This window comes from Haloferax sp. Atlit-4N (assembly GCF_003383025.1).
Classification (GTDB): domain Archaea; phylum Halobacteriota; class Halobacteria; order Halobacteriales; family Haloferacaceae; genus Haloferax; species Haloferax gibbonsii.
This window is the reverse complement of sequence record NZ_PSYY01000001.1, coordinates 685,199-708,841: the sequence shown is the minus strand read 5'-3', so window position 1 is coordinate 708,841 and position 23,643 is coordinate 685,199. Positions and strand designations below refer to the sequence as shown.

Below are 23,643 nucleotides of genomic sequence, written 5' to 3'. Positions count from 1 at the left end.
GATATGTCGTTCGACGGATTCACCGACGCGACAGAAGCACAGGTCACACGCGCGATTTCGGACTCGTGGATGGAGGAGTTCCGCGAGCGCACCGACACCGAAGTCATCGTCGTCGGCGGCGGTCCCTCCGGCCTCGTCGCGGCCAAGGAACTCGCCGAGCGCGGCGTCGACGTGACCATCGTGGAGAAGAACAACTACCTCGGCGGCGGCTTCTGGCTGGGCGGCTTCCTCATGAACAAGGTGACCGTCCGCGACCCGGCCCAACGCGTCCTCGACGAGCTCGGCGTCCCCTACGAGGAGAGCGACGAGGCCGAGGGGCTGTACGTCGCCGACGGCCCGCACGCCTGTTCCGCGCTCATCAAGGCCGCCTGCGACGCCGGCGCGAAAATCCAGAACATGACCGAGTTCACCGACGTCGTCCTCCGCGAGGACGACCGCGTCGGCGGCATCGTCATGAACTGGACGCCGGTCCACGCGCTCCCGCGCGAACTCACCTGCGTCGACCCCATCGCGGTCGAGTCCGACCTCGTCCTCGACGCGACGGGCCACGACGCGGTCGTCCTCTCGAAGCTCTCCGAGCGCGGCGTCCTCGACGTCAACGGCATCGAACACGCCAAGGAACACAACACGGGCATGGACAAGACCGCCGACGGCGAGTACGGCGCGCCCGGCCACGACTCGCCCGGCCACGACTCGATGTGGGTCTCCGAGAGCGAAGACAGCATCGTCGACGCGACGGGCGTCGTCCACCCCGGCGTCGTCGCCTCCGGCATGGCCGTCGCCACCGCCCACCACCTGCCGCGCATGGGCCCGACGTTCGGTGCCATGCTGCTGTCCGGCCGACAGGCGGCGCAGTCCTGTCTCGACGAACTCGGCCGCGACGCGCCCGAAGTGAGCATCTCCGGGCCCGCTCCGGCCGACGACTGACCGTCTCCCGACGGTCCGATTGTCGGTTCCCCCGACGCCTCTGACACTTGTTTCGGGTCGCTCCCGACCCGTTTTCCGTTACTGCTGGACTCCCTCGCGTTCCTGTTCGTGAACCCAGCCGAGCGTTCGCCGGATTCGCGCCCACCCACGGTTCCACACGAGCAGGAAGCCGGGGACGGCACCGACAGCGAACAACGCGAGATAGTACTGTAACTCGACGACCGGCGGGTACGCCACCGACGCGACTACGTCAACGAGTCGCAGCGCGAACCAGAGCTGTGCCGCGACGAAGTGACTGATGACGAAGGTTCCGACCAGTCGCTCCTGAACGCCCGCCGGTTCGGGCCGCCCGCCGATTCGACTCCGGTAGAGCAGATACCCGACGACGAGCGGTTGGAAGACGACACAGCCGAGCGCCCACAGGAGACTCGCGTTACTCCCCCGCTCGGCGGCGTCGAGAGACACCCAGTAGCCGACGAGCCCCAAGAACAAGAGGTGAAACGCGTTGAAGGGCGCGCCGAGAAGTTCCGCGAGGAACGAGGCCATGCCACCGTTTGACACCGGGGCGACATATCGCTTCTGTCGGCCGGTCGGACCACACGCCGGCGATTGCTACTCGACCACGCCCGCCCGGACCCGCGCGAAGCCGAGCGCGTGGGTCGTCTCGTGGGTCACCCGACACCGCGATTCGAGCGTCCGGTGGGCCGCGACGAGCCGCCGGTTCAGCATCTTCGTCGGTGACGCGCGCATCGTGCGCGACCCCGGCGGCGCGGTGGCGCGGACGAGCGCCCGAAACACCGGATTGAGCGGTCGCCAGCGCGGGTCGGTCGTCTCCGCGAGGTCGACGAGACAGAGTCGCCCGCCGGAGCCGACGAGGTCCGCCCACGACGAGACCACGGCCGCGGGGTCGTCGAACATCCCCGAGACGAAGGTGGCGAGGACGGCGTCCGGGGACTCGGCGAGTCCGCGTGCGACCGGCGGCCGAGTCGCGTCGGCGCGGACGAGGTGGACGTTCGGGGAGTCGCGGGTCCGCTCGCGGGCCACGTCGAGGACGCCGGGGGAGAAATCGACGCCGACGACAGTTCCCTCGGGACCGACGCGCTCGGCGAGGTACGGGAGGTTCGCGCCCGTCCCGCAGCCCATCTCGACGACCGTCTCGTCCGGGGCGAGCGCGAGCGCATCGGCGGCTTCGGTTCTGACGCTCCCAACGCCGGGCGCGCGGCGGGCGAGCGCGTCGTACAGCGTCGCCCACCGGGTGTAGAACGACTGGGCGACCGACGACGGGGAGCGAGAACGGGAACGGGAGTTGGGCTGTTCGGCTGTCATGGGACGGGCCTCAGAGCAGGACGCGGACCACGTCGGCGACGGCGGGCGCGTCGGGGCCGAGGATGTACGTGATGGGTTCGATGCCGTAGCCGCCGCTCTGGTAGACGACGAACGTCTCCGGCAGGTCGCGGGCGGTGAGGAGTTCGCGGACCGGGTCGGTCGGCGCGTCCGGGTCGAACTCGATGCACTCGTAGCCCGCGGCTTCGAGGTCCTCGATGACGCCCGCGTCGTAGACGATGTTGAGCGCGGCGTTCACGTCGGCACCGGCGGCGCGGGCCGAAAGCAGGACGCCCGCGACGTGGCCGCTGACGCCGAACTCGGGTTCACCGGGAACGGTCGCCTGCCCCTTCACGTCGAAGATGCGGCCGGGGATGGCGGCCACGTCGTCGACGCTGTCGGCGTCCGGGAGCGACTCCACGAGGTTGGAGCCGACGTTCGGGATGAGCCCCGCGAAGCCGGAGGTGTTCGTGAGCATGCGGAGGCCGCGGCGGACCGACGAGCGGACCTGCTCGACGGTTCGGAGGCGACCCTCGGGGTCGTGGATGCTCCGGAAGCCGTCGTGGGAGGCGAGTTCGGGCATCTCCTCTTCGTGGAGGTCCGACAGCAGGTCACCCTCTTCGAGTTGGCGGATGAGGACCTCGGCCTCGACGAGCGCCTGCACGGGCGTCATGTCGCCGGTGGCGAGGCCGTCGCCGACGCGGGAGACGAGGTCGACGACGCGGGGGTCGGTGGCGACCCGCTCGTTCGTGGCGACCTCGCCGTGAGCGTACTTCGAGACGGCGCTCTGGCTGATGCCGAGCGCCTCGGCGACCTCCGACTGGGTGAACCCGCGGTCGCGGAGGTCCTCCGCGAGGAGCGCGCGGAACGTCGGGAGGAACGCGTCCACGACGATTTCTTCGATGAACTTCATTCGTCGCCACCGAACTCGGGGTCCGAGCTGAGCCGCGACGCCTGCGGCCCGCGCTGGCCCTGATACTTCGAGCCGCGTTCGACCCCGTAGGGGCGGTCGGCGGGCGACTTCATCTCTGTGAACACGAGCTGAGAGATGCGCATGCCGGGGGTGAGCGCGACCGGCGCGGTGCCGAGGTTCGACAGTTCGAGCGTGATTTGGCCCTCGTAGCCGGGATCGACGATGCCGGCGGTCGCGTGGATGACGACCGCGAGGCGACCGAGGGAAGAGCGCCCCTCGACGGTCGCCAGCAGGTCGTCCGGAATCGCCACGCGCTCTTTGGTCGTGCCGAGGACGAAGTCGCCGGGGTGGAGGATGAAGTCGTCGCCCTCCGGGACGTGCGTCTCGCGGACGTACTCGGAGACTTCGTGCTCTCGGTTCGGGTGGATACAGGAGATGTTCGTGCGCTGGAACTCCAGGAATTCGGTGCCGAGGCGGAGGTCGACGCTCGCTGGCTGGACCTGCATGTCCACGTCGTCTATCGGGTCGACCACGAGGTCACCCTCGGCGAGGCGTGCGAGGATGTCCGAGTCGGAGAGTATCATACTCGAAGGGAGCGCGACGCGGACAAGTAAATCCACCTTCTCGGCGGGAGGTGCCACCCAGTCTCGGCGGGGCGACACCGCCCCGTCTCGGTTCGGAGACGACACCCCGTCTCGGTTCGGAGACGACACCCCGTTCGGCGCGGCTCAGATGAGTTCGAACAGGAGACCGACGAGACTCAGGCCGACGGTGACGACCGCGGCCGACTCGACGTCGAGGTCGCGGGCGCGGGCCATCCCGTAGGTCCGGACGTACGTCGCCCACGCGACCGTGATAACCACGACGACCCCGCTGACGAGGCCGAAGCCCGACAGCGCGGACTGCATCGCGGTGACCGCGGCCTCGGGGGTCGACGGGAGGTCGATTCGCGGGAGGACGTAGGCGAGGTAGCCGGCGAGCGCGAGGGCGCGGGCCGCGCTCGGGACCATCCCCCACGCGGCGACCGTCAGGGACTCGGCGAAGCCGCCCTCGCCGCCGACGAGCGAGGTGCCGAGGTGGAGCATCGCCCCCTCGAAGAGCCAGAACAGCGGCACGCCGACGAGCATCGCCCACGGGACCCACGAGATTTCGTCCCAGACGAGGTCGCCGAGGCGCTCGTCGAACTGTTCGGGGACCGAGGGGTCGCAGCCCGCCGGCGCGTCCATGTCGGCGAACGGGCCGCCCTCTTCGTAGTTTTCGCACATCCATTCCGGCGCGTGCGCGGGGTTGTCGACGCTGACCTGCTGGTCGAGCTGTTGGGTGAACGTGACGAGGATGCCGCCGGTGGCGGCCGCGACGACGAGCGTCACGAGCGCGACGACGGCGAGCGCCCGCCCGGCGTCGAGCGGTCGCGGCCGCGACGCGAAGTACTCGCGCGGCTTGAGGAGGGGCGTTCGGGGACCTGCCATCAGTCGAATCACGAAGATGTCGGTGAAATGTCTTCTGCCCCGCACGCGACGCCCGCGATGGGAGGACATTTACCGCGTCGGCGGGGAGTAGCGGGCATGAAACAGGCCATCGTCGCACGCGCCGACCTCGGCATGGGCCGGGGAAAGCTCGCCGCGCAGGTCGCCCACGCCTCGCTGTCCGCCTACGAGGACACCGACTCGCAGACTCGGAAGCGCTGGAAGGGCGAGGGACAGAAGAAAGTCGTCCTCAAGGCCAACGGCGAGTCCGAACTGTTCAAACTCGCCGACAAGGCCGAGCGGGCGGGCATCCCCCACGCCATCATCCGCGACGCGGGGCACACGCAACTCGACCCCGGCACGGTGACGGCGCTGGCGGTCGGCCCCGCCGACGACGAATCGGTCGACCGCGTGACCGGCGACCTCTCGCTGTACTGATGCGCGAGGCACACCCGCTTGAGCGCGCAGTCGGCATCGACAGCTACGTGAGCGACGCCGACGGCGTCGGCGGCCGCCTTCGCGTCGCCCCCGAGGACTTCCGCGTGCGCGAACTCGAACTCGACTCGCTGAACGTCCGCCCGCCGGACGCGCCGACCGGCGACTTCCCGAACCTCGTGCTCCGCGTCACCCTCCGCGGCTGGGACACCAACGACTTCGCGGGGCGGCTCTCGGACGAACTCGACGCGAGCAGAGAGCGCGTCTCGTGGGCCGGCACGAAGGACAAACACGCCGTGACGACCCAGCTGTTCACGGTCAACGGCGGCGACGCCGACGACGTGCCCGAGATTCCGAACGCCGACATCGAGGTCGTCGGCCGCCTCGGCCGCACGCTGAACTTCGGCGACCTCGCGGGCAACGGGTTCCGCATCCGCGTCCGCGACCCCGAGAACCCCGAAAACGCCGCGGCCGTCACCGACGCCCTCGCCGAGTTCGGCGGCCGCGACGAGCGCGTCGGCGTCCCGAACTTCTTCGGCCACCAGCGGTTCGGCAGCATCCGCCCCATCACCCACACAGTCGGCCTGCACGTCGTCCGCGGCGAGTGGCGCGAGGCCGTGTTGGCGTACTGCGGCGGACCGACCGAGGACGAACCCGAGGAGACGCAGGAAGGCCGCGCCGTCGTCGACGAGGAAGCCGCGTCGGCCGACCCCGACTGGCACCGCGCGCTCGACCGGATTCCGGGCTACCTCGGCTACGAGCGCGGCATGCTCCACCGACTCGCCGAGGACGGCGCGGAGACCGACGAGGACTGGCGCAACGCGCTCGAATCGGTCCCGTCGAACCTCCAGCGACTGTTCGTCAACGCCGCGCAGTCCTACGCGTTCAACCGGATGCTCTCGGAGCGCCTCGACCGCGGCCTCCCGTTCGACGAACCCGTCGAGGGCGACGTGGTCTGCTTCGCCGACCGCGACGCGCCCGAGGGGCTGGAGCTCCCCGACGTGAGCCGACTCCAGACCGCGACGGGCCGCCGCGTCGAGGTCATGGGCCGACACATCGAACGCGGTCGCGCGTTCGTCACGGCCCCGCTCGTCGGCACCGACACCGAACTCGCCGAGGGCGAGCAGGGCGACATCGAGCGGGCTGTCCTCGACGACCTCGACCTCGAACCGGGCGACTTCGACCTCCCCGGCAACTTCCGGTCGACCGGGACGCGCCGGGCGATTCTCGTCCGCACCGACCTCGACGTTGACCGCGAGGGCGGCGCCGACGGCGATGGCGACGCTGACGACGCTGGCGACGACCTCGTCTTCGACTTCGCGCTCCCCCACGGCTCGTACGCGACGGCCGTGATGCGCGAGTACCTGAAGGCCGGCCCGCTCGACCTCTGAAACGGGAATCGAGACGCGAACTTACTGTTTTGCGGCGCTTGCCGCGGGGCTGGCTCCCGCCCGTCGCTCGGCGTCCGCGGTGCGCGTGGTCGCGTAGCCGATGGCCGCGAAGGGAAGCGAAAAGAGCGTCGCGGCGACCGCGAACCCGACCGCGAGACCGACGGTCTCCAACCGGAAGCCGGCGGCCTCCGCGGCCGGCGGGAAGTACGACCACGCGGGGATTGCGAACGCGAGCGCCGAGACCGTCGCGCCGAGGCGGAACCGGCCGCGGGCGCTGGCGACGCCGAGCGCGTATCCGACCGCCAGCGGGAGCGCCAGCGTCGCGGTTCGGGCGACCGAGGGACCGGCGACGAGCGACGCGGCGACACCGCCGAGCGCGACGGGGGCCATCGCGTACAGCGACCCGGTGACGACGCCCTCGGCGTTCGAGCGGCCGGCGAAGACGGCACCGCCGGCGGCGAGGAGCGCGACGCCCGCGCCGGCGACGACGACGGGTCTGTCGCGGGCGAAGACGACGACGAGCGGGACGGCCGCGGAGGCGACGAGCGCGAACGCGAGTTCGGCGGTCGTCCGCGTGTCCGAGGGGTCGCGGTGGGCGACGAACGCGCGGAAGCTCCCGGCGGCGACCCACGCGAGAACGGCGAAGAGCGCCGTCGAGAGAGGCGCGGCCCGGCGGAGGTACGAGGCGACAGCGAGCCCCGTATCGAGCGCCGACTGGCCCAGTTGCGTGGCGAGGCGGACGGTCGTCTCGGGGTCGAGTGCGAGCGCGACCAGTCCGACGAAACCGGCGAGCGCGAGCGGCGACAGCGATGCGAGAAGGGCGCGGCGGCGCATACGAAGTGGACTCTCGGACACGGGGACGAATATGTTTCGCCGGGCGAACCGCGCGTCGGGGACCGCGTCGCGTCCGGACCGACCCGCATAAACGGCCTTTTGTACGCGCACGCCCGACACGTCGATATGCACTGTCGGCGGTGTGGAAACCCGTTAGAGAAGCCGGGAGACTACTGTCTCACCTGCAACACCGCCAACTGCGACGCCGTCGTGGCCGTCTTCGAGGCCGACCGCGCGACGCTGACGTTTCTCGACGAGGAGGACGTGCTCGGCGAGACGACCGTCACGACGATTCCCGAGTCGGACGACGAGACGAAGGTCGTCCAGCTCCGCAACTTCGCCGGTCTCGTCGCCGACGAGATTCGGCGCAAGCGCCCCGAAACCGTGTACGCCGCGGGCGAGCGCGACCCGCTCCGAGAGACGCGCGCCCAACTCCACCACGAGTTCTACCGCGTCTCCGACGACGACCCGGTCCAGCGCGTCCTCGACACCCGCGGCGAGCGGACGCTGGAGGTCGTCGACATCCCGCCCGCGGAGAAGTTGGGCGGGAGCCACAGCACGCTCATCGGCGGGCGACGGGGCCGCCGGGCGATCGGCGTCGTCGCCGGCCACCCGCACGTCAAGAAGGTCATTCCCGGTCCCATCGACGCCGGGGGCACCGGGTCGCGGACGGGGCTCCGGGCGAAGGTCACCCGCGCCGACGACAACGGCAACGTCAGACTCCTCCTGCGAGACGGGTCGAGCGTCCAGGAGAACCGCATCGTCACGACGGCGATGAACCGCGAGACGGGCGAGCGCGTCCGCGACGACCTGAACGAGGCGCTGCGAAAAGACGAGTTACAAGACACGTAGCGGAGGAAAACACGCCGGGCCGGAATCGAGTGGCCGACTCAGGCCGACTCTGCGGCCCCCTCCGAAACCGTCTCGATGTGAATCGGCTCCGTCTCGGCTTCGTCGCGCTGCGTTTCGTACCACGCGACCGTCTCGGCGATGGCGTCTCGCAGCGGCGTCGGTTCGACGGCGTCGCCGAACGTCTCGCGGAACTTCGCGTCGCGGACGACGTACGGCTCCTCGAAGGCGTAGCGCATCTCGGAGAGTTCCTTCAACGGCGCGCTCAGGTAGCCGCCGAGGGTCAGCGCGAGCCCCGGAGCGGCGATGATGCGCGGGAAGCCGGGGTCGACGTCGGCGGCCTCGTAGACGAGGTCGACGAAGCGGCGCGTCGAGACCGTCTCGGGGTTCGGGACGTGCCAGACCTCGCCGAGGGCCTCGTCGCGCTCGCCGAGGAGGACGAGCGCCCGCGCGAAGTCGGGGACGTAGGTGTAGGTGTGGGCGAGTCGCGGGTCGCCGAACACCTTCGCGCGCTTGCCCGCGACGGCGGCTCCGAACACCTGCTCGCCGACGGCCGACTCGCGGACGCGCGGGCCGAAGAAGTCGCTGGCGCGGCCGATGGTGGCCTCGATGCGGCCCGCCTCGTGGGCGTCGAGGACGATGTCGGCGCACTCGGCTCTGGCCTGTCCCTTCGGGCCGGTGGCGGCGTACGGGAGGTCCTCGGTGAGACGGACCTGCACCGGGCCGTACATGTAGAGGTTCTCGGCGACGACGAGGCGCGCGCCGGCGGCTTCGGCTCCCGCGACGATGCCGCGGGTGAGGTCGGGGAACAGTTCGGGCCACTCGTCGTACGGCGGTTGGGCGCAGTGGTAGACGACAGCCGCGTCCGCGAACGCGGCGACGGCGCGGTCGGGGTAGAGCACGTCCGCGAGGCGGCTCTCGACGCCCTCGGGGAGGTAGTCAGGTTCGTGACGCGTCACCGCGGCCACGTCCGCCCCGCGCTCCCTGAGCTGTTCCATCACCGCGAGTCCGACCGGGCCGGCACCGACCACCACGTGTTGTGTCATGGTCTCCCGTACGCGCGCCGGCGACAAAGCGGTGTCTAGGCCCGTCACATGCCGAGACGACTCGTAGGGTTTATCCATACCGGCGAGGTAGTTCGCGGTACTATGGCCGACAAGAAGGCTCGATCCGTCGGTAGTTCCGGGCGCTTCGGCGCGCGGTACGGCCGCGTCGCTCGACGCCGCGTCAAGGAAATCGAAGCAGAGATGCGCAACTCCAAAGTCGACGGCGACGACGTCACCCGCGTCGGAACCGGCATCTGGAAGAACGAAGAGACCGGCGAGGTCTTCACCGGCGGTACCTACCGCCCGCAGACCCCCGCAGGCAAGCAGGTCCGCCGTTCCATCCGCGCCGCGCTCACCGGCGAGGACGAATAACTCCCAAGTAGCCTCGACTCTTCACATCTCACAATGAGCTACAAGTGTTCCCGGTGCAAGCGCGATGTCGAACTGGACGAGTTCGGTGGCGTCCGCTGTCCGTACTGCGGGCACCGCGTCCTCCTGAAGGAGCGGTCCCCCAACGTCAAAGAAGTCGCCGTCGAGTAGCGTGCGTCCAGCGCACAGCGCTTCGCTCGAATTCGACTATTCTGAGGAGCGGCGCGCACGCGTCGTCGAGCGGAGCGTCGCCGTCGAGGAAGGCGAGATAGACGACGCCCGGTCGGGTGCCCGCGTCGACCGCGAGGGACGGACCGTCGTCGTCACCGTCGAGGCCGACGACCTCGTCGCGCTCCGCGCGGGCCTGAACTCGTGGATACGCCTCGTCGAGACCGCAGAGCGCGTCGCGGACGTCGGCGAGCCACTGTCCGGGTCCGCGTAGGAGACCGCGGGTGTTTTAGGGCCGGCGTCCCGTCGGTTCGGGTATGCAGGGAAGTCTGCCGCCGGAAGCCCAAGAGAAGCTCGAAGAACTGCAGAACCTTCAGGAGACCGCCCAGAACGTCTCCGAGCAGAAGCAGTCCTCCGAGACCGCGCTCAACGAAGCACAGACGGCGCTCACCACGCTCGAGGAAATCGACGCTGACTCCAAGATGTACCGCGAGGTCGGCGAACTCCTCATCGAGACCGACTACGAAGCGGCCAAGGACGACCTCGAAGAGAAGGTCGAGAGCCTCGAAGTGCGCGTCGAACAGCTCACGAAGCAGGAGACGCGCGTGCAGGAGAAGTTCGAGAGCCTGCAGGAAGAGCTCCAGCAGATGCTCCAGGGCGGCGCGGGCGGCGCGGGTCCGATGGGCCCCGGCGGCGCGTAAATGCCACAGCCGACGGACGAAGAAGTGGTCCAGACCGCCGCGGAGGCGGCTGAGGGCCTCATCTTCGCCCGCTTCAAGCAGTCTCGCGTCAAGGACTTCGACGTCACCGTGACGTTCGAAGACGGCGTCCTCGACGTGGACGTGTACGTCAACGCGCCCGACGACGCCGACGACGCGGAAGCCGTCGCCGAGGAGGCGGCGCTGACGGCGCAGGAGGCCGTGGACGAACTGTTCGCGGCCGCCGACGAAGAGTAAGGGACGTTCTCGCGGGCACCCCCCGCACTCGGTTTCTCCCGGTGAGCGGTGCCGCCGACTCGACCCTCGAGCAGAGCGAGCGCCGTCGATTTACAGGGTTGGATTTGGATTCCGCAAGTATCACTCCATTCGGGTGTGGTACCACGCGACACAGTTATACATGATAGTGGTGTATGTTACCTCATGTCAATCAGAAGGACGCCGAGAGGGACGACCGCACTGGACCGGTTGCGAGAGCGATACAGCGAGGACGACCTCACCTGTTCGAAGTGTGGCTTCACCGACAGCGACGGTGAGTGGTCCGCCAAGACGACCGGGTCGAGCGTGTTCTACCGGCGGGTCTGTCCGAGTTGCGGCGCTATCGAGACGCGGACGCTCTCGCTGAAGTAGTGCGACGGGGGGTTCGCTCGTCGCTGGAATCGAACCGCGAGTGGCGACGCGGCCGGCGGCGAGAGCGGAACTGAGAGCGAAGGCGAGGGCGACGAGCGGCGGCGAGTCGCCTACGCGAGGAAGAACACGAGCAGGCTGACGGCCATCGCCGCGAGGATGAGCGCGAGCGCGAGCGCCCCGCCCATCGAGACGACGACGTTGGCGTGGCTGGCGAGCGTCTCGGTGCGGTCGTTGCCGAAGATCGTCACCTCGACGCGCTCGGTCGCCATGCCGGCGACGACGGGTTCGGCGTCCGCGAGCGCCTCGTCGACGAGGCGCTCGATGGTCTCGCGGAGTTCGTCGGGGTCGATGGCCGCGCCGACCTGATTTTCCGCCTCGACGGTGTTGACGATGTGCGTGTCGGTCGTCATCACCTCGGCGATGTCGGCTTTCGCGTTCGGCCCGGTCGTGAGTCCCTCGACGATGCGGTCGCGCAGCCCCGGTTCCATGTTGTTCCCGTCGATGAGGACGTACGCGGTCGTCTGGTCGCCGACGCTCGTCGCGGCCACGCGGATGCCCAGCGGCCCGATGCCCTCCCGGGGCGTCCAGTCGGTCGGGTCGAAGGCCGTCCCCAGCGAGAGCGAGTCGCGCGACGACGCCGAGAGTTCCTCGCCCGCGAGTCCGGCGGCGGTAATCATGTCGAACGACCGCTTGCTCCCCGGGGTGACGTGGCCGAGGTCGGCCCCTTGGAGCCCGTTGTTGCAGTTGTGGGCGTCGACGAGGAGCACGTCCCGGAGGCCGCTCGTGCGGGCCTCGGCGGACGCCGAGAGGCCGACCGCGTACTCGACGTCGTCGGCGAACTGCGGGGCGTACGTCGACACGAGGAGCGCGTCGTCGCCGAAGCGCTGGCCGAGCATCTTCGCGTCGCCGGACTGCACGCGGACGCTTTCTGTCACGTCGGAGCTGTACTCGATGCTCTCGTAGGCGTCGTCGGCCGCGTCGAGGACCACGTCGACCTCGCGCTCGGTCACGAGGTTGAAGTCGTGGCCGGCGGTCGCGTGCGGCGGGAACGCGAGGCCCTCGGCGCGTCGGGCGACGCGTTCGGGGAAGTTGCCGCCGCCGATTTCGCCCATCGGCCCGGGGTGAATCATCGGCAGGACGAAGCGGGCCTTCTCGGTGCCGTCCTCGCGCTCGAACGAGAGCACGGTGACGGGGACGATTGCCTCCTGGCCGAGCTGTTCGAAGAAGTCCTCAAGCTCGCGGGTGCCCTCGGCGATGTGGCCGATGAAGCCGCGGATGAAATCGAGAACCGACACCCCGAGGCTCCGACGCCACGGACGGTCGACGATGCGGAGGAAGACGTAGACGCCGAGAGCGTACACCACGCAGGTGATAGCGAGGAGTTGGAAGTGGCTCAGCGCGATAGCCGACAGCTCCGGCGGTGCCCGGTCGGGACGGGCGAGATACGGCATCAGATAGGCGTCGAGGATGGGACCGCCGACCTCGAAGAAGCGGAGCGTCCCGCTGTAGACGAACAGGAGCGCGGCGGACGTGAGGGTCTGGATGCTCGCCGGGACCGCCGCGATGAGCAGCGACGACCGCGAGACGGCCATCACGATGAGCAGGCGGAAGGCGAACACCGACGCGAGGGCGACCACGAGCGCGTCGAAGATGAACGTCTGACCGAGGCCCGTGAAGACGGAGACGATGGCGGCCCCGGTGAGGAACGTGACGATGATTACCTCGCCGGCGAGCGCGAGGAGCGACGAGCGGTTGTGCGTCAGTTTCCCGCCGACGAACCGGTCGACGCCGGTGGTCCCGAACGCCGCGACGACGGTCGGAATCCCGATGAAGAAGATGCCTTCCCAAGCGTCTCTGCCGAGGAAGAAGATACCCCGCCACGAGCTGGCGAGGTCCCCGGAGTCGAACGCCCCGATGCCCGCCATCGCGGCGACGAGCAGGGCGAACCCGAGACTCGTGTACCAGCTGGGCGCGCGGAAGATGAACCGCGAGAGCCCAGCGAGGTCGCTCTGGGTGGAGGTCATTTCCCGAACAGACAGAACGGAGGCCGGTAAATGTCTCGGCTTGCTTCCGAGGAACGACCGTGGGAGACCGCGTCGTGTCGCCGGGATGCGATTTTCTCCCGCGGCGGCGGGGAGAGTCTGGTCGCGGCGACAGACCAACGCGAGTCGCCGCGGACCGCGAGACGGCCTACTGCTCGCAGATGTCGATGAAGTTCTCGAAGACTTCCTCGCCCTCGTCGGTGTGGGCGACCTCGGGGTGCCACTGGACGCCGTAGAGGTCGCGGTCGGCGTCGCTCATGGCCTCGATGGTACACACGTCGCTCGTGGCGGTGTGGGTGAAGCCCTCGGGGACCTCCTTGACCTCGTCGGCGTGGCTGGCCCAGACGCGGGTCTCGGGGGCGAGCGAGCCGATGAGCGGGTCGTCCTCGTCGAGGATTTCCACGTCCACGTCGGCGTAGCCGCCGTAGTCGCCGGAGCCGACGCGGCCGTCGAGTTCTTCGGCGAGAATCTGCATGCCGAGACAGATACCGAGGACGGGCACGTCGAGGTCGAGGTAGTCGGGACTGCGGCCGATGCGGTCCATGTCGGGGCCGCCGGAGAGGACGATGCCGTCCGCGTCGATGTCCGCGGGGTCGGTGTCGTTGTCGACGAGTTCGGTGTCGACGCCGAGGTCGCGGAGCGCGCGCCGTTCGAGGTGGGTGAACTGCCCGTGGTTGTCGATGACGACGATGCGGGTCATGTCCCGGATTGGACCACCGTGCCTAAAAGTCAATCGAAGAGTGGTCGAGATACGCGTATCCGTGCATCAGATTGGCATGTCGGGGGTGGTTGGGGGCGAGAGTCGCCACGGCGACTCACTCGTCGCCGGCGCGGTCCCGGGCCGTCTGAAATCCGAGTTCGTCGAGTTCCTTCGTCCGGCGGCCCTCCCGCTCGGCGATGGCCTCGACGTCGGGCGAGGCGTCGTCGTCGATGCGGGCGAACGACTTGTGGACCTTCGTGTGGCACCACCGACACAGCGCGACCGTGATTTCGTGGGAGGGTTCGTCGCCGTCGCGGCCGCCGTACGACAGGTGGTGTTCTTCGAGTAACGGGCGGGCGGCCGAATCGTGGGCCATGCGAACCTCTTCGAGGCCGCAGCGGACGCACTCGCGGCCGTTCGTCGTCGACGCGTAGTGCGGGCAGTCGCGGAAGTCACAGCCCTCCGCGGCCGCGACGCACTCGTAATTCGCTCGGGCGCGCTCGCGAGCGAACGCCGGGTCGCGGTCGGCGTATTCGCGGGCGAGGCGACACGCGCCGTCGCTCGTGAGGTGGTCGCAGCGACCGGCGTGGTCGTAGGGGTCGTCGACTCCCACGGGCGTCCCTGTCGGCGTCCGCTCCATGGGGCGCGTTCGGGGCGGGGCGGGCCTAAACGTTGCTCTCGACGGCGGACGACCCGCCGTCTCGGCGGTGGATTCATCACGCGCGCCGTCGAAGCCGGCGTCGTGAGACTCGTCCACCGACAGAACGGAACCCAATCGACACTCGCGTCGGACGTCGAGACGGCCGACTCGTTTCTCTCGCAGGCGCGCGGGCTGATGTTCCGCGGCTCCGTGCCGGACGACTACGCCCTCGTGTTCCGGTTCGACGACGCCGACCGCCACAGCCTCCACATGGTGTTCGTCCCGTTCGACATCGACGCGCTCTGGCTCGTCGGCGACGAGGTGACGAAGAAAAAGCGACTGTCGGCGTGGACGGGTATCGGCTTCGGCATGGCCGACACCATCATCGAACTCCCCGCGGGCGCGGCCGACGACGTGGAACCCGGCGATTTGGTCGAACTCTCCGAGTAGGCGTTCGAACCGACAGCCGCGGGAGCCACCGACTGAACGCGCTTCCAACGACACCCCCGTCGAGACACCAATTTCTGTCGGAACCATCTCTTTTATACACTCGACGACATATGTGTTCAACTACTATGTCGGGACCTACCACACCGACGGAGGATAGAGTAAGTCGTCGCGAGACGGCTGGCTGTGAAATTCGACGGTTCTAACCTACAAGGACACGATTCTACCGTGAACGAACGATTCGGGAAGACCCCCGAGCTACGCACTTCTGATTCAGTACAGCTTCTAGACACAACGCTCCGCGACGGCGAGCAGGCCCCCGGCGTCTCGCTGACGCCGGCCGAGAAGGCCGATATCGCCCGCGCGCTCGACCGTGCGGAGGTCGATTACATCGAGGCCGGCAGCGCCTGCACCGGCCCCGGCGAGCGCGAGACGATAAAGCGCGTCACGTCGCTCGGCCTCGACGCGACCGTGACGAGTTTCGCCCGCGGCGTCCAGAACGACGTGGACCTCGCGCTCGACTGCGACGTGGACGGCGTCACGCTCGTCGTGCCGGCGAGCGACCGACACGTCGAGTCGAAAGTCGGGACGACCCGCGAGGACGTCGTCGAGACGACCGACGAGCTCGTCGCCTACGCCAAGGACCACGGCCTCTGGGTCGAGGTCATCGGTGAAGACGGCTCGCGGGCCGCCCCGGAGTTCCTCGAATCGCTCGCGCGCGCCAGCCACGACGCCGGTGCCGACCGCTTCTGTTTCGCCGACACGGTCGGCCACACGAGCCCCGAACACACCTACGAGGTCGTCTCTCGGCTCGCCGAACTGGGGCCGACCTCGACGCACACCCACGACGACCTCGGCCTCGCGATGGCGAACGTCCACGCCAGCCTCGCCGCGGGGGCCGACCTCGTCCACACCACGGTCAACGGCATCGGCGAGCGCGCCGGCAACGTGGCGCTCGAAGAGGTCGCCATCGCGCTCGACCACTGCTACGACGTGGAGTCGGTGAAGCTCGACGAACTCTACGCGCTCGCCCAGAAGGTCGCACAGGCCACGGGCGTCGCGCTCCCGCCGAACAAGGCGGTCGTCGGCCAGAACGCCTTCACCCACGAGAGCGGCATCCACACCGACGGGACGCTCAAGGACGACGCGATGTACGAGCCGTACCCGCCGGAGACGGTCGGCCGCGAGCGCCGCCTCGTCCTCGGGAAGCACGCCGGCCGCGCCGGCGTCAAGGCCGCCCTCGACGAACACGGCGTCGACGCCACCGACGAGGAAGTCGCGGCCGTCGTCGAGCGCGTGAAGGAACTCGGCGACCGCGGCAAGCGCGTCACCGACGCCGACCTCCTCGCGTTCGCAGAAGACGTCCAGGGCCGCGAGCGCGCCCGACAGGTCGAACTGCTCGACCTCACGGCCGCCTCCGGCGGCGGCACGCCGACCGCGAGCGTCCGCCTCCGCGTCGAGGGCGAAGAACGCGTCGCCTCCGGCACCGGGTCCGGCCCGGTCGACGCCGCGGTGAAGGCGGTCCGCGAGGCGCTCGGCCCCGACGCCGACGCCCAACTCGACGAGTACCACGTCGACGCCATCACCGGCGGTACCGACGCCGTCGTGACCGTCGAGGTGACGATGTCACTCGGCGACCGAAGCGTCACCGTCGCGGCGTCGCACGCCGACATCACGCGGGCGAGCGTCCAGGCGATGGTGAACGCGCTGGACCGACTGCTCGCGCCGAATCACACGTCGCCGACGCCCGCGTCGGCCGACGACTGAGAAAACGACCCCGCTTCTTCGCGCCCGCTCCCGCTCTCCGGGCCCTGCTCGCGGGTGACCGAGTTCGCTCTGAGACCGCAGTCTACACCGACTTACTGCGTGTCTTTTGCGACGAGGTAGGTCCAGCCGCCCCGGCGCTCGAACCCGATAGCGGCGTCGCCGAGTTCCGTCTCCGCGAAGTCGGCGACGCGGCCGGTCCGGACCGTCGTCACGTCGATGCGTCGCGTCCCGTCCCGTTCGCTCGTGTCCGCGCTTGCTACGTTCGCACTCATACGTTGGCCGACGCGGGCAGGGAATATGTATCGCATCCTAGTAGAGTGAAAGTGAAATCGAGGGACTGCGCGGGGGGAGGCGCTCACGCGGGGGAGAGCGTGACTCAGGTCGAACTCGGCTTCGAGCCCAGTCCGAAGGTGATGAGAGTGGCCACGATGACGAACGCGACGCCGAAGTAGCCGGCAAGTCGGTAGACCTCGATGGTGAGCAACAGGAACAGGAGGGCGATGATGACTTCGAGTCTGTGTTCGAGTGTGGCGTCCATACGGTCCACCATTCGTGTCTGATTAGTAACTATTTCGGCAGGCGAAGCGTGAGCCGTCTGGCGTATCAGAACCGATTTGCAATCCAGTCTGGACTACCGAAACGATGGTTGGGTTCACGGAGCGCGAGCGGTCGGGAGTGTACAAGTCGATATACGCGCGGCGGGATATCAGGCGGTTCGGCGACGATCCGGTTCCGGAGGAGACGCTGGCGCGACTGCTCGACGCCGCGCATCACGCCCCGAGCGTCGGCTTCTCGCAACCGTGGGACTTCGTCGTCGTCGAGGACGCCGAGACGAAGGCGGCCGTCGCGTCCATCGCGGAGCGGGCGATTGCGGCGGCCCGCGAGGGCTATCGAGAGCCCCGGAAATCGGAGTTTGGCCGGCTGAAGTTGGAGGGCATCACCGACGCCCCGGTGAACATCTGCGTCACCTGCGACCCGACGCGGGACGCGCCGCACGTCCTCGGGCGCAACACGATGCAGGCGATGGACGCCTACTCGACGTGTCTCGCGGTACAGAACCTCTGGCTGGCCGCGCGGGCCGAAGGCGTCGGCGTCGGCTGGGTGTCGTTTCTCTACCCGCACGAGGTCCGCGAAGTGCTCGGGATTCCGCACCACGTCGAGCCGATTGCGTATCTCTGCGTCGGCTATCCCGAAGCCGGCTTCCCGGAGGAGCCGGTGCTTCAGCGAGAGGGGTGGCGCGAGCGCATCGACACGAGCGAACTCGTCCATCGGGAGCGGTGGGAGTCCGGGTCGGCGGAGGACATCGACAAGTGAGACGGCGGCGCGACCAGAAGCACCGCTCAGAGTGTTGTGACCGCGGAGAAGCGCCGAGGGTGAGATTTGAACTCACGTGTCCGAATGGACAGTAGATTTCGAATCTACCGCCTTGGCCGGGCTAGGCTACCTCGGCTTCCATCGTTGTCTCTCTCGCGGATAGTTTAATCCGTTTCGATTTCCGAGGGCCGCGGCGAGGACTCACACGGACGCAGTCGGTGAGTCTGCGCCGAACGGAACCGGCCGGAGTGGGCGGATTCGAGAACTGGTAGACGACCGACCAGAGCGCCGCCGACCAATGGGAATAAGTCGCACGCAGACCCGGGAGGTGTATGGACATCGACACGGCCAGCGAGACGTGCACCGAGGTGCTCGACGCCATCTCGGAGGCCGTCATCGCCGACCGAGCCTTCCTCGAAACCGTCCTGACGGGCGTCCTCGCCCGCGGCCACGTCCTCCTCGAAGACGTCCCGGGAACCGGAAAGACACTCACCGCGCGGAGCGTCGCCACCGCGCTCGGACTGTCGTTTTCCCGCGTGCAGTTCACCCCGGACCTGCTTCCCGCCGACGTGACCGGGACGAACATCTACGACGAACGCGAGCGGACCTTCGAGTTCTCGCCGGGTCCCATCTTCGCGAACGTCGTCCTCGCCGACGAGATAAACCGCGCGCCGCCGAAGACGCAGGCCGCGCTCCTCGAAGCGATGGAAGAGGGACAGGTGACCGTCGACGGCGAGACCCACCAGCTCCCGAGGCCCTTCTTCGTCATCGCCACGCAGAACCCCGTCGAACAGGAGGGGACGTTCACTCTCCCCGAGGCGCAAGTCGACCGGTTCGTCGTGAAGTCGGCCATCGGCTACCCCGACCTCGACGGCGAGGTCGAACTCCTCCATCGGCGCGCCGGCCGGAGCGAACAGAGCCCGAGCGTCGAACGCGTCCTCGACCGCGACACCGTCGCCGCCATCCGCCGCGCGCCCGAGTCGGTCCGAGTCGAGGACGACCTGCTCGAATACATGGCGAGACTCGCGCGGGAGACGCGCACCGACCGCCGAGTCCGCATCGGCGTCTCGCCCCGCGGGACCCAACGGCTGTTCGAGGCGACCCGCGCCCGCGCCGTCATCGAGGGCCGCGAGTTCGTCACGCCCGACGACGTGAAACGCGTCTCGCAGTCCGTGCTCGCCCACCGGCTCGTTTTGACCCCGGACGCACGGGTCGAGGACGTGCGGAAATCGGACGTCGTCGACGACGTGCTCGGCCGGGTGACCGTGCCGACGCTGGAGTGAGTGGGAGCCGTGCGGCGGACACGCCGCTCAGCGCGTGACGACCGTCACGAGCGCGACCACCCCGACCAAGAGTAAGACGACGGCCGTGATGGGCTGGCCCCCGGCGGCCGCCCGGTCCGCGCCGTAGACGACCGCTGCCCCGACCGCGAGCACGACGAGCGTCGCCGCCGCGTGGACGAGTTCGAGCCGGAGCGTGTCGGTCTCGCGGCCGAGGTGTTCGCCGACGGACCGCGCGTTCTCCGCGATGTCCCACGCGAGTATCGAGCCGAGCGCGGCGAGGAGGAGCGCCTCCGTCCCGGCCCCGCTCGCGCCCGCGAAGAGAAGCGAGAGGAAGAACAGCCCGCCCGCGGCGTCGACGATGCGCCGCGAGCCCCGGAACAGCCCGGCGGCGAGCGCGACCGTCGCGACGAGGCCGCCGACCGCCGCGGTCGACGTGGTGAAGCCGAGCGTGAACGTCGTGAGCCCGGCGACTGACAGCGCCATCGCGGTCCCCGTCCGGGTCGGCTTGCGGGTGATTTCGCTCACCGCGACCACCCCGCTTCGGCCCGCGCGAGCGCGACGCCGAGCGGTTCGTCACCCCAGTCGAGGACGCGGACGCCGCTCCGCCGGAGTTCGCGGAGCCGCAGGTCGCGCTCGATGCGCGCGAGTCGCGCGCCGATGGTCGCGGTCGTCGTCGGGTCGGGCGAGACGACCGTCACGGCGTGGCCGTAGGCCTCCAAGCGGCGGGCGACCGACACGCCGTAGTCGTCCACGAGCGGCGAGCAGAAGATGACCTGCGCGTCGCTGGCGAGCCGACGCCGGAGCCGGCGGACCGCGACGGACGGGAAAAAGGCCCCGTCCGGCGGCGTCGGCGCGAACGCCGGGTGGGTCGCGAACAGCCGACGGGCGCGGGCGCGGTGGTCGGCGCCCGACGAGGGGGCGAGCCAGCACTCGTCGGGCCCGAACGCCGCGACGCCGACGCTGTCGCCGCTGTCGAGGAGCGCCGAGAAGGCGACGCTCGCGGCGTCGACGGAGCGCTCGACCGCAGTTTCCGCCTCGTCGTCGGGCGCGACGTGCGCCTCCGGGCGAGTGTCGACGACGAGGACGACGGATGCGGCGCGCTCCTCTCTGAACTCCACGGTGGCGAGTTCGCCCGTGCGAGCGCGGCGGTTCCAGTCGATGCGCCGAATCGGGTCGCCGTGGCGGTACTCGCGGATGGAGGCGAACTCCAGTCCCGACCCCGGCACGTCGGTCTCGACGCGGCCGGCGTACTTCGAGGTGAGGCCGCGAAGCGGCAGGTCGGCGGTCGCGGCGAGTTCGGGCTCACACCGGAGCGTCGTCTCGGCTTCGACCGTCTCGCGGGACTCGACGGCCCCGCTCGGGTCGCGGACGACGACGACCGTCTCCTCCCACGCGTGCTCGCCGCGGACGGCCGTGACCGTATAGGTCGCCGTCGCGGTCGCCCCCGGCCTGAGCGCCGTCCCCAGTCGGGCGGGGCCGTCGGCGACGCCGAGCGCCGGCGGGACGCCGTCGACGACGCGGAGGTCGAACAGCGTCCCTGACCCCTCGTTGGTGACCCGGAGCGTCACCTCGACCTCGTCGTCGGGGTCGGGCGTCGCGTCCGAGAGGTCGCGCTCGATTCGGAGCGACACCTCGGGAATCGCCGCGACCCGGACGTAGCCGAGCACGACGACGCCGAGGCCGGCCGCGAGGAGCAGCGACGCCTCGCGGGTGAACACGCCCGCGCCGGCCGCGACGAGAACGAGGCCGTCGAGACCGGTCCAGCGTTCGGTGTCGAACCCGCGGCTCATCGGCGCTCACCCGCGGGACCGTCGTCGGTGCCGATTCGCTCTATCGCGGCGACGGTTCGCCCGGCGCGGTCGGTGAGCGACGACTGTCCAGACAGGAAGAGCCGGACGCGCTGTCGGAGCGGAATCGAAACGGACGCGCCGAGAAAGCGCGCGGCGACCGGGTCGTCGGTCCAGCCGCCGGTGTCGAGGAGCGCGGCCGCTTCCTCGGGGGCGCGACCGTCGCGGGCGACGAGCGCCTGTGTCGCCCGCGATTCGAGTCGGTCGACGACTCGCTTGCGGGCGGCCCAGTGGGTGTGCCGACCCATCGCCGACACGAGGTCGTCGTCGAAGTCGGAGCCGGGTATCGGGACCGCGACTCTCGCTTCCGGGTCTCCGGTGACCGTGGTGTTCATCGGGGTTTCGCGGCGGCGCTGGACGTACCGAAGCCCCTGAAGCGCCGCGAGCGCTGCGACGAGACCGAGAAAGACGTCCGTCAGTTCGAGGCCGAGCGAGACGCCGGCGACGACCGCGAAGCCCGCGGCCGTGGCGACGACGCCGACGAGCAAGAACAGCCGACGCGCGAGCGTCATCGGTCGTCCCCCGTCGCGTCGGCGTAGGTGTCTTCGATGTTCCTGAGCGCGTCGACCGCGCGGCGCTCGCGCTCCGGCGTCGCCTCGAAGCCGCCGTAGCGGACTTCCTCGAACAGCGTCGTTAGGTCGCCCACGTCGTCGCGGTCCATGCCCGCGTCGACGGCGGAATCCGCGAACTCGGCCGGCGTCGCGGCGCGGCGGTTCGGTACGTCGAGGAGCGCCGTCATCTCTCCCCACGCGCGGAACACTTCGTTTTCCACGTCGGCGTCACCGTCTTCGATGCGCTGGGCCGCGGCCCCGGCGGCCCGGCCGACGGCGGCGACGTTCGGTCCCTCCTCCTCGGCAGCCGGGTCGATTTCGTCGTCGGCCGCGGGCGAGTCGCTGGTCCCGGTGACGAGCAGGAAGACCGCGACGACGAGCGCGACCCCCAACAGGAGGCCGAACAGGAGTGTCGGCGGCGAGACGGCCTGTGCCGCGCCGCCGTCGCCGAGACTGCCGCCGCCGCCGGCGGGGAGAAACGACACGTTGCGCGCGGCGGCCGCGGCGCGAGACGAAAACGAAAACTCGCGGCGACACGCCGTGAGGAGGGCGAACAGGAGAACGACCGGCGGGCCGAGCGCCACGAAGATGGCGAGCGGCGGGAGCAACGAGCCGGTCTCTCGGTAGGCGTACGCGCCGAGGAGGACGAAGACGAGGGCGACCCCGGCGAGGATTCCGGGCGAGAGCAACCACGGGAGACACGGCGTCGGAATGCTAAGGCCGTCGAACGACCCGCCGGTCGGTTGCACGCCGGTCTCGTCTGTGTCACCAGCGACTGCGCCCCCGGTCTCGCCGCCACCGAAGCCGACTGGACCGCCGTCGCTGACGACGGTCGAATCGATGGTGGCGGCGACGACCGAGAGGGCGACGACCGCGAGGAGGGCGAGCGCGAGTGCGCGGAGGGCGGAACGGTCCACGATGGTAGGTAACAGTATGCGGGGTAAAGACATTTCGAGGGACGAAGCGGTCGTCGGGACGTGAGCGACGTCACCTCGGTACCCGACCGGACCGGATGTTGCTGCTAAACTCCTCAACCGCTGCTAGCTTGTCGAGGCCGTGCTGAATACATCGCGCGAGTCGGTCACACACTCGGCCTCGTGATTTATGTTAATACTTTAGCACTACTACGGCATGGAACGATTTTACGTATTTAACGCACTCCTGGCGATATATGGTGCAGCCTTCGCAATCGAATCAATCTCCGCTCTCGCCGACGGGAGCACAAGCCTACCAATCATTTTGGGTAGCATCGCTGGAATAGGACTGGCGAGTGCATCCGTATACGAGATGACTACTGGCTCTCCATCCGACTTCGAGATTGGCGACATAGGGTTCTGGGCTGTCGTTTTGGGTGTTGTGGCACTTCTCTCACTTCAGGTTCTTGAGATTACTCAGATTGTGGGATAGTAACCATTCGAAAGAGACGAGACAGACCACCCGTGCAAGTGAACCACCCGCGGGTACGGCGGACGAAAGCCGAGGCACGACACCCACACACCACGTTTGCAAGTGAATTGGCGGTGGGAAGGAGGGGCTGGGGAGACACACAGACACCACCGTTGCACGTGAAGCGTGGTAACGCCGAGAAGGGGTGCCATCGGCGGGCACTCGGAGAGAGCACGGGTGCAAGTGAAACTCGGTCGCGACTCGAACGTCGTCACCCACCACCGTTGCAGGTGATTTCTCCCGAACTGGACCGTTTACGGGCCGTTCACGACAGAACCGTTTGACTACAAACTGCACCGCGGGCACCGAGACATGTCAACGCTTTAGTTGAACTCGCGCTCTGTTGTTCTACTAGCTACTCTCGTATCCTCCTATTCACTTGCAAAAGTGGTGTGTGTCTGTTCAAACGAGTTCACACGAACCACGGTATGCGGTACCGAGGGTCAGTTAGAAGGCGACGATTCCGACCCGAACACGCCGCCCATCACCCGACGACACCGCCGCCGCAATTCACATGAATCAGATGAAATCGGGGTTTT

31 protein-coding genes and 1 tRNA gene are annotated in these 23,643 nt (G+C 69.0%); 15 read left to right on the top strand and 17 right to left on the bottom strand.

Going from position 1 to position 23,643, the window contains the following annotated elements:
- The first annotated feature begins 3 nt into the window (after window positions 1–3).
- Window positions 4–927 carry a sulfide-dependent adenosine diphosphate thiazole synthase gene (locus C5C07_RS03750; protein ID WP_004065032.1) on the top strand — a complete coding sequence of 308 codons (924 nt, stop codon included), beginning with the start codon at window positions 4–6 and terminating at the stop codon, window positions 925–927.
- Window positions 928–1,005: 78 nt separating this feature from the next.
- On the opposite strand, the gene C5C07_RS03745 is transcribed toward C5C07_RS03750, so the two are convergent.
- The 5 genes from C5C07_RS03745 to C5C07_RS03725 all read right to left on the bottom strand — a co-directional run bounded on the left by C5C07_RS03745 (window position 1,006) and on the right by C5C07_RS03725 (window position 4,632).
- Window positions 1,006–1,473 (bottom strand): hypothetical protein, encoded by a 468-nt coding sequence (locus C5C07_RS03745; RefSeq protein ID WP_004972928.1) that lies wholly within the window; start codon window positions 1,471–1,473, stop codon window positions 1,006–1,008.
- Between the two features lie 66 nt (window positions 1,474–1,539).
- Window positions 1,540–2,253: a class I SAM-dependent methyltransferase gene (locus C5C07_RS03740; RefSeq protein ID WP_115804583.1), complete on the bottom strand. Its 714-nt coding sequence runs from the start codon at window positions 2,251–2,253 to the stop codon at window positions 1,540–1,542.
- Window positions 2,254–2,263: 10 nt separating this feature from the next.
- Window positions 2,264–3,163, bottom strand: coding sequence for a thiamine-phosphate synthase family protein (locus C5C07_RS03735; protein WP_004065036.1), 900 nt, complete (start codon window positions 3,161–3,163; stop codon window positions 2,264–2,266).
- Window positions 3,160–3,747 (bottom strand): dCTP deaminase, encoded by a 588-nt coding sequence (gene dcd / locus C5C07_RS03730; RefSeq protein WP_004972933.1) that lies wholly within the window; start codon window positions 3,745–3,747, stop codon window positions 3,160–3,162. Before dcd ends, C5C07_RS03735 begins: the two co-directional genes overlap by 4 nt.
- Window positions 3,748–3,891: 144 nt before the next feature.
- Complete coding sequence (locus C5C07_RS03725) at window positions 3,892–4,632, bottom strand: Yip1 family protein (RefSeq protein ID WP_115804582.1); 741 nt, start codon at window positions 4,630–4,632, stop codon at window positions 3,892–3,894.
- Window positions 4,633–4,728: 96 nt separating this feature from the next.
- Here C5C07_RS03725 and pth2 point away from each other — a divergent pair, with 96 nt between their 5' ends.
- Window positions 4,729–5,067 carry a peptidyl-tRNA hydrolase Pth2 gene (gene pth2, locus C5C07_RS03720; RefSeq protein WP_004972937.1) on the top strand — a complete coding sequence of 113 codons (339 nt, stop codon included), beginning with the start codon at window positions 4,729–4,731 and terminating at the stop codon, window positions 5,065–5,067.
- A complete protein-coding gene (truD, locus tag C5C07_RS03715; protein WP_115804581.1) occupies window positions 5,067–6,455 on the top strand; it encodes a tRNA pseudouridine(13) synthase TruD in 1,389 nt (462 codons plus the stop codon). Before pth2 ends, truD begins: the two co-directional genes overlap by 1 nt.
- 21 nt (window positions 6,456–6,476) lie before the next feature.
- Here the strand turns inward: truD and C5C07_RS03710 are convergent, their stop codons facing one another.
- Window positions 6,477–7,289, bottom strand: a complete 813-nt coding sequence (locus C5C07_RS03710) for a hypothetical protein (RefSeq protein ID WP_004972942.1) — start codon at window positions 7,287–7,289, stop codon at window positions 6,477–6,479.
- A 126-nt stretch (window positions 7,290–7,415) separates the two neighbouring features.
- Here C5C07_RS03710 and C5C07_RS03705 point away from each other — a divergent pair, with 126 nt between their 5' ends.
- Window positions 7,416–8,141: a DUF2103 domain-containing protein gene (locus tag C5C07_RS03705; RefSeq protein WP_115804580.1), complete on the top strand. Its 726-nt coding sequence runs from the start codon at window positions 7,416–7,418 to the stop codon at window positions 8,139–8,141.
- Between the two features lie 38 nt (window positions 8,142–8,179).
- Here C5C07_RS03705 and C5C07_RS03700 read toward each other — a convergent pair whose 3' ends face one another.
- A complete protein-coding gene (locus C5C07_RS03700) occupies window positions 8,180–9,184 on the bottom strand; it encodes an NAD-dependent epimerase/dehydratase family protein (protein ID WP_115804579.1) in 1,005 nt (334 codons plus the stop codon).
- 102 nt (window positions 9,185–9,286) lie between these two features.
- On the opposite strand from C5C07_RS03700, the gene C5C07_RS03695 reads away from it, so the two are divergent.
- From C5C07_RS03695 to C5C07_RS03670, 6 genes are all read left to right on the top strand, one after another.
- Complete coding sequence (locus C5C07_RS03695) at window positions 9,287–9,556, top strand: hypothetical protein (protein WP_004972948.1); 270 nt, start codon at window positions 9,287–9,289, stop codon at window positions 9,554–9,556.
- 33 nt (window positions 9,557–9,589) lie between these two features.
- Window positions 9,590–9,724 (top strand): DNA-directed RNA polymerase subunit P, encoded by a 135-nt coding sequence (locus C5C07_RS03690; RefSeq protein ID WP_004044283.1) that lies wholly within the window; start codon window positions 9,590–9,592, stop codon window positions 9,722–9,724.
- Window position 9,725: 1 nt separating this feature from the next.
- Window positions 9,726–9,995 (top strand): KEOPS complex subunit Pcc1, encoded by a 270-nt coding sequence (locus C5C07_RS03685; protein WP_004972949.1) that lies wholly within the window; start codon window positions 9,726–9,728, stop codon window positions 9,993–9,995.
- Window positions 9,996–10,038: 43 nt separating this feature from the next.
- Window positions 10,039–10,422, top strand: a complete 384-nt coding sequence (locus C5C07_RS03680) for a prefoldin subunit beta (protein WP_004972952.1) — start codon at window positions 10,039–10,041, stop codon at window positions 10,420–10,422.
- A complete protein-coding gene (locus tag C5C07_RS03675) occupies window positions 10,423–10,677 on the top strand; it encodes a DUF3194 domain-containing protein (protein ID WP_004972953.1) in 255 nt (84 codons plus the stop codon). It begins immediately after the preceding gene.
- Between the two features lie 183 nt (window positions 10,678–10,860).
- Window positions 10,861–11,067 carry an HVO_0649 family zinc finger protein gene (locus C5C07_RS03670; RefSeq protein WP_050458698.1) on the top strand — a complete coding sequence of 69 codons (207 nt, stop codon included), beginning with the start codon at window positions 10,861–10,863 and terminating at the stop codon, window positions 11,065–11,067.
- A 110-nt stretch (window positions 11,068–11,177) separates the two neighbouring features.
- Here the strand turns inward: C5C07_RS03670 and C5C07_RS03665 are convergent, their stop codons facing one another.
- The 3 genes from C5C07_RS03665 to C5C07_RS03655 form a co-directional block, all read right to left on the bottom strand.
- Window positions 11,178–13,091 (bottom strand): DUF2070 family protein, encoded by a 1,914-nt coding sequence (locus C5C07_RS03665; RefSeq protein WP_115804578.1) that lies wholly within the window; start codon window positions 13,089–13,091, stop codon window positions 11,178–11,180.
- Window positions 13,092–13,257: 166 nt separating this feature from the next.
- Window positions 13,258–13,809 (bottom strand): GMP synthase subunit A, encoded by a 552-nt coding sequence (locus C5C07_RS03660; RefSeq protein WP_004972959.1) that lies wholly within the window; start codon window positions 13,807–13,809, stop codon window positions 13,258–13,260.
- A 115-nt stretch (window positions 13,810–13,924) separates the two neighbouring features.
- The gene (locus C5C07_RS03655) at window positions 13,925–14,449 is read right to left on the bottom strand and encodes a hypothetical protein (RefSeq protein WP_115804577.1); all 525 of its coding nucleotides are present in this window, start codon (window positions 14,447–14,449) and stop codon (window positions 13,925–13,927) included.
- A 102-nt stretch (window positions 14,450–14,551) separates the two neighbouring features.
- On the opposite strand from C5C07_RS03655, the gene C5C07_RS03650 reads away from it, so the two are divergent.
- Both C5C07_RS03650 and C5C07_RS03645 read left to right on the top strand, forming a co-directional pair.
- Window positions 14,552–14,899: a DUF192 domain-containing protein gene (locus tag C5C07_RS03650; protein ID WP_115804576.1), complete on the top strand. Its 348-nt coding sequence runs from the start codon at window positions 14,552–14,554 to the stop codon at window positions 14,897–14,899.
- 225 nt (window positions 14,900–15,124) lie between these two features.
- A complete protein-coding gene (locus C5C07_RS03645) occupies window positions 15,125–16,663 on the top strand; it encodes a (R)-citramalate synthase (RefSeq protein ID WP_115804575.1) in 1,539 nt (512 codons plus the stop codon).
- 92 nt (window positions 16,664–16,755) lie between these two features.
- Here C5C07_RS03645 and C5C07_RS03640 read toward each other — a convergent pair whose 3' ends face one another.
- Together C5C07_RS03640 and C5C07_RS21570 are read right to left on the bottom strand one after the other, a co-directional pair.
- Window positions 16,756–16,935, bottom strand: a complete 180-nt coding sequence (locus C5C07_RS03640; protein ID WP_004972970.1) for a hypothetical protein — start codon at window positions 16,933–16,935, stop codon at window positions 16,756–16,758.
- A 104-nt stretch (window positions 16,936–17,039) separates the two neighbouring features.
- A complete protein-coding gene (locus C5C07_RS21570) occupies window positions 17,040–17,201 on the bottom strand; it encodes a hypothetical protein (RefSeq protein ID WP_007275755.1) in 162 nt (53 codons plus the stop codon).
- A gap of 104 nt (window positions 17,202–17,305) precedes the next feature.
- Here C5C07_RS21570 and bluB point away from each other — a divergent pair, with 104 nt between their 5' ends.
- Window positions 17,306–17,977: a 5,6-dimethylbenzimidazole synthase gene (gene bluB / locus C5C07_RS03635; protein ID WP_115804574.1), complete on the top strand. Its 672-nt coding sequence runs from the start codon at window positions 17,306–17,308 to the stop codon at window positions 17,975–17,977.
- Between the two features lie 51 nt (window positions 17,978–18,028).
- Here the strand turns inward: bluB and C5C07_RS03630 are convergent.
- Window positions 18,029–18,113 (bottom strand) — tRNA-Ser (locus C5C07_RS03630).
- Window positions 18,114–18,309: 196 nt separating this feature from the next.
- Between C5C07_RS03630 and C5C07_RS03625 the strand changes: the two genes are divergently transcribed.
- On the top strand, window positions 18,310–19,260 hold the full coding sequence (locus C5C07_RS03625; protein ID WP_050458694.1) for a MoxR family ATPase: 951 nt from the start codon (window positions 18,310–18,312) through the stop codon (window positions 19,258–19,260).
- Between the two features lie 27 nt (window positions 19,261–19,287).
- Here C5C07_RS03625 and C5C07_RS03620 read toward each other — a convergent pair whose 3' ends face one another.
- The 4 genes from C5C07_RS03620 to C5C07_RS03605 are packed head-to-tail and all read right to left on the bottom strand — an operon-like array spanning window position 19,288 to window position 22,575.
- Window positions 19,288–19,794 (bottom strand): hypothetical protein, encoded by a 507-nt coding sequence (locus C5C07_RS03620; RefSeq protein ID WP_004972979.1) that lies wholly within the window; start codon window positions 19,792–19,794, stop codon window positions 19,288–19,290.
- Window positions 19,782–21,050, bottom strand: a complete 1,269-nt coding sequence (locus tag C5C07_RS03615; protein WP_115804573.1) for a DUF58 domain-containing protein — start codon at window positions 21,048–21,050, stop codon at window positions 19,782–19,784. Before C5C07_RS03615 ends, C5C07_RS03620 begins: the two co-directional genes overlap by 13 nt.
- Window positions 21,047–21,619, bottom strand: coding sequence for a hypothetical protein (locus C5C07_RS03610; protein ID WP_115804572.1), 573 nt, complete (start codon window positions 21,617–21,619; stop codon window positions 21,047–21,049). The genes C5C07_RS03615 and C5C07_RS03610 overlap by 4 nt, the downstream gene beginning before the upstream one ends.
- The gene (locus tag C5C07_RS03605; RefSeq protein WP_115804571.1) at window positions 21,616–22,575 is read right to left on the bottom strand and encodes a DUF4129 domain-containing protein; all 960 of its coding nucleotides are present in this window, start codon (window positions 22,573–22,575) and stop codon (window positions 21,616–21,618) included. The genes C5C07_RS03610 and C5C07_RS03605 overlap by 4 nt, the downstream gene beginning before the upstream one ends.
- A 214-nt stretch (window positions 22,576–22,789) precedes the next feature.
- On the opposite strand from C5C07_RS03605, the gene C5C07_RS03600 reads away from it, so the two are divergent.
- The gene (locus tag C5C07_RS03600) at window positions 22,790–23,065 is read left to right on the top strand and encodes a hypothetical protein (protein WP_049913366.1); all 276 of its coding nucleotides are present in this window, start codon (window positions 22,790–22,792) and stop codon (window positions 23,063–23,065) included.
- The last annotated feature ends 578 nt before the right edge of the window (window positions 23,066–23,643 follow it).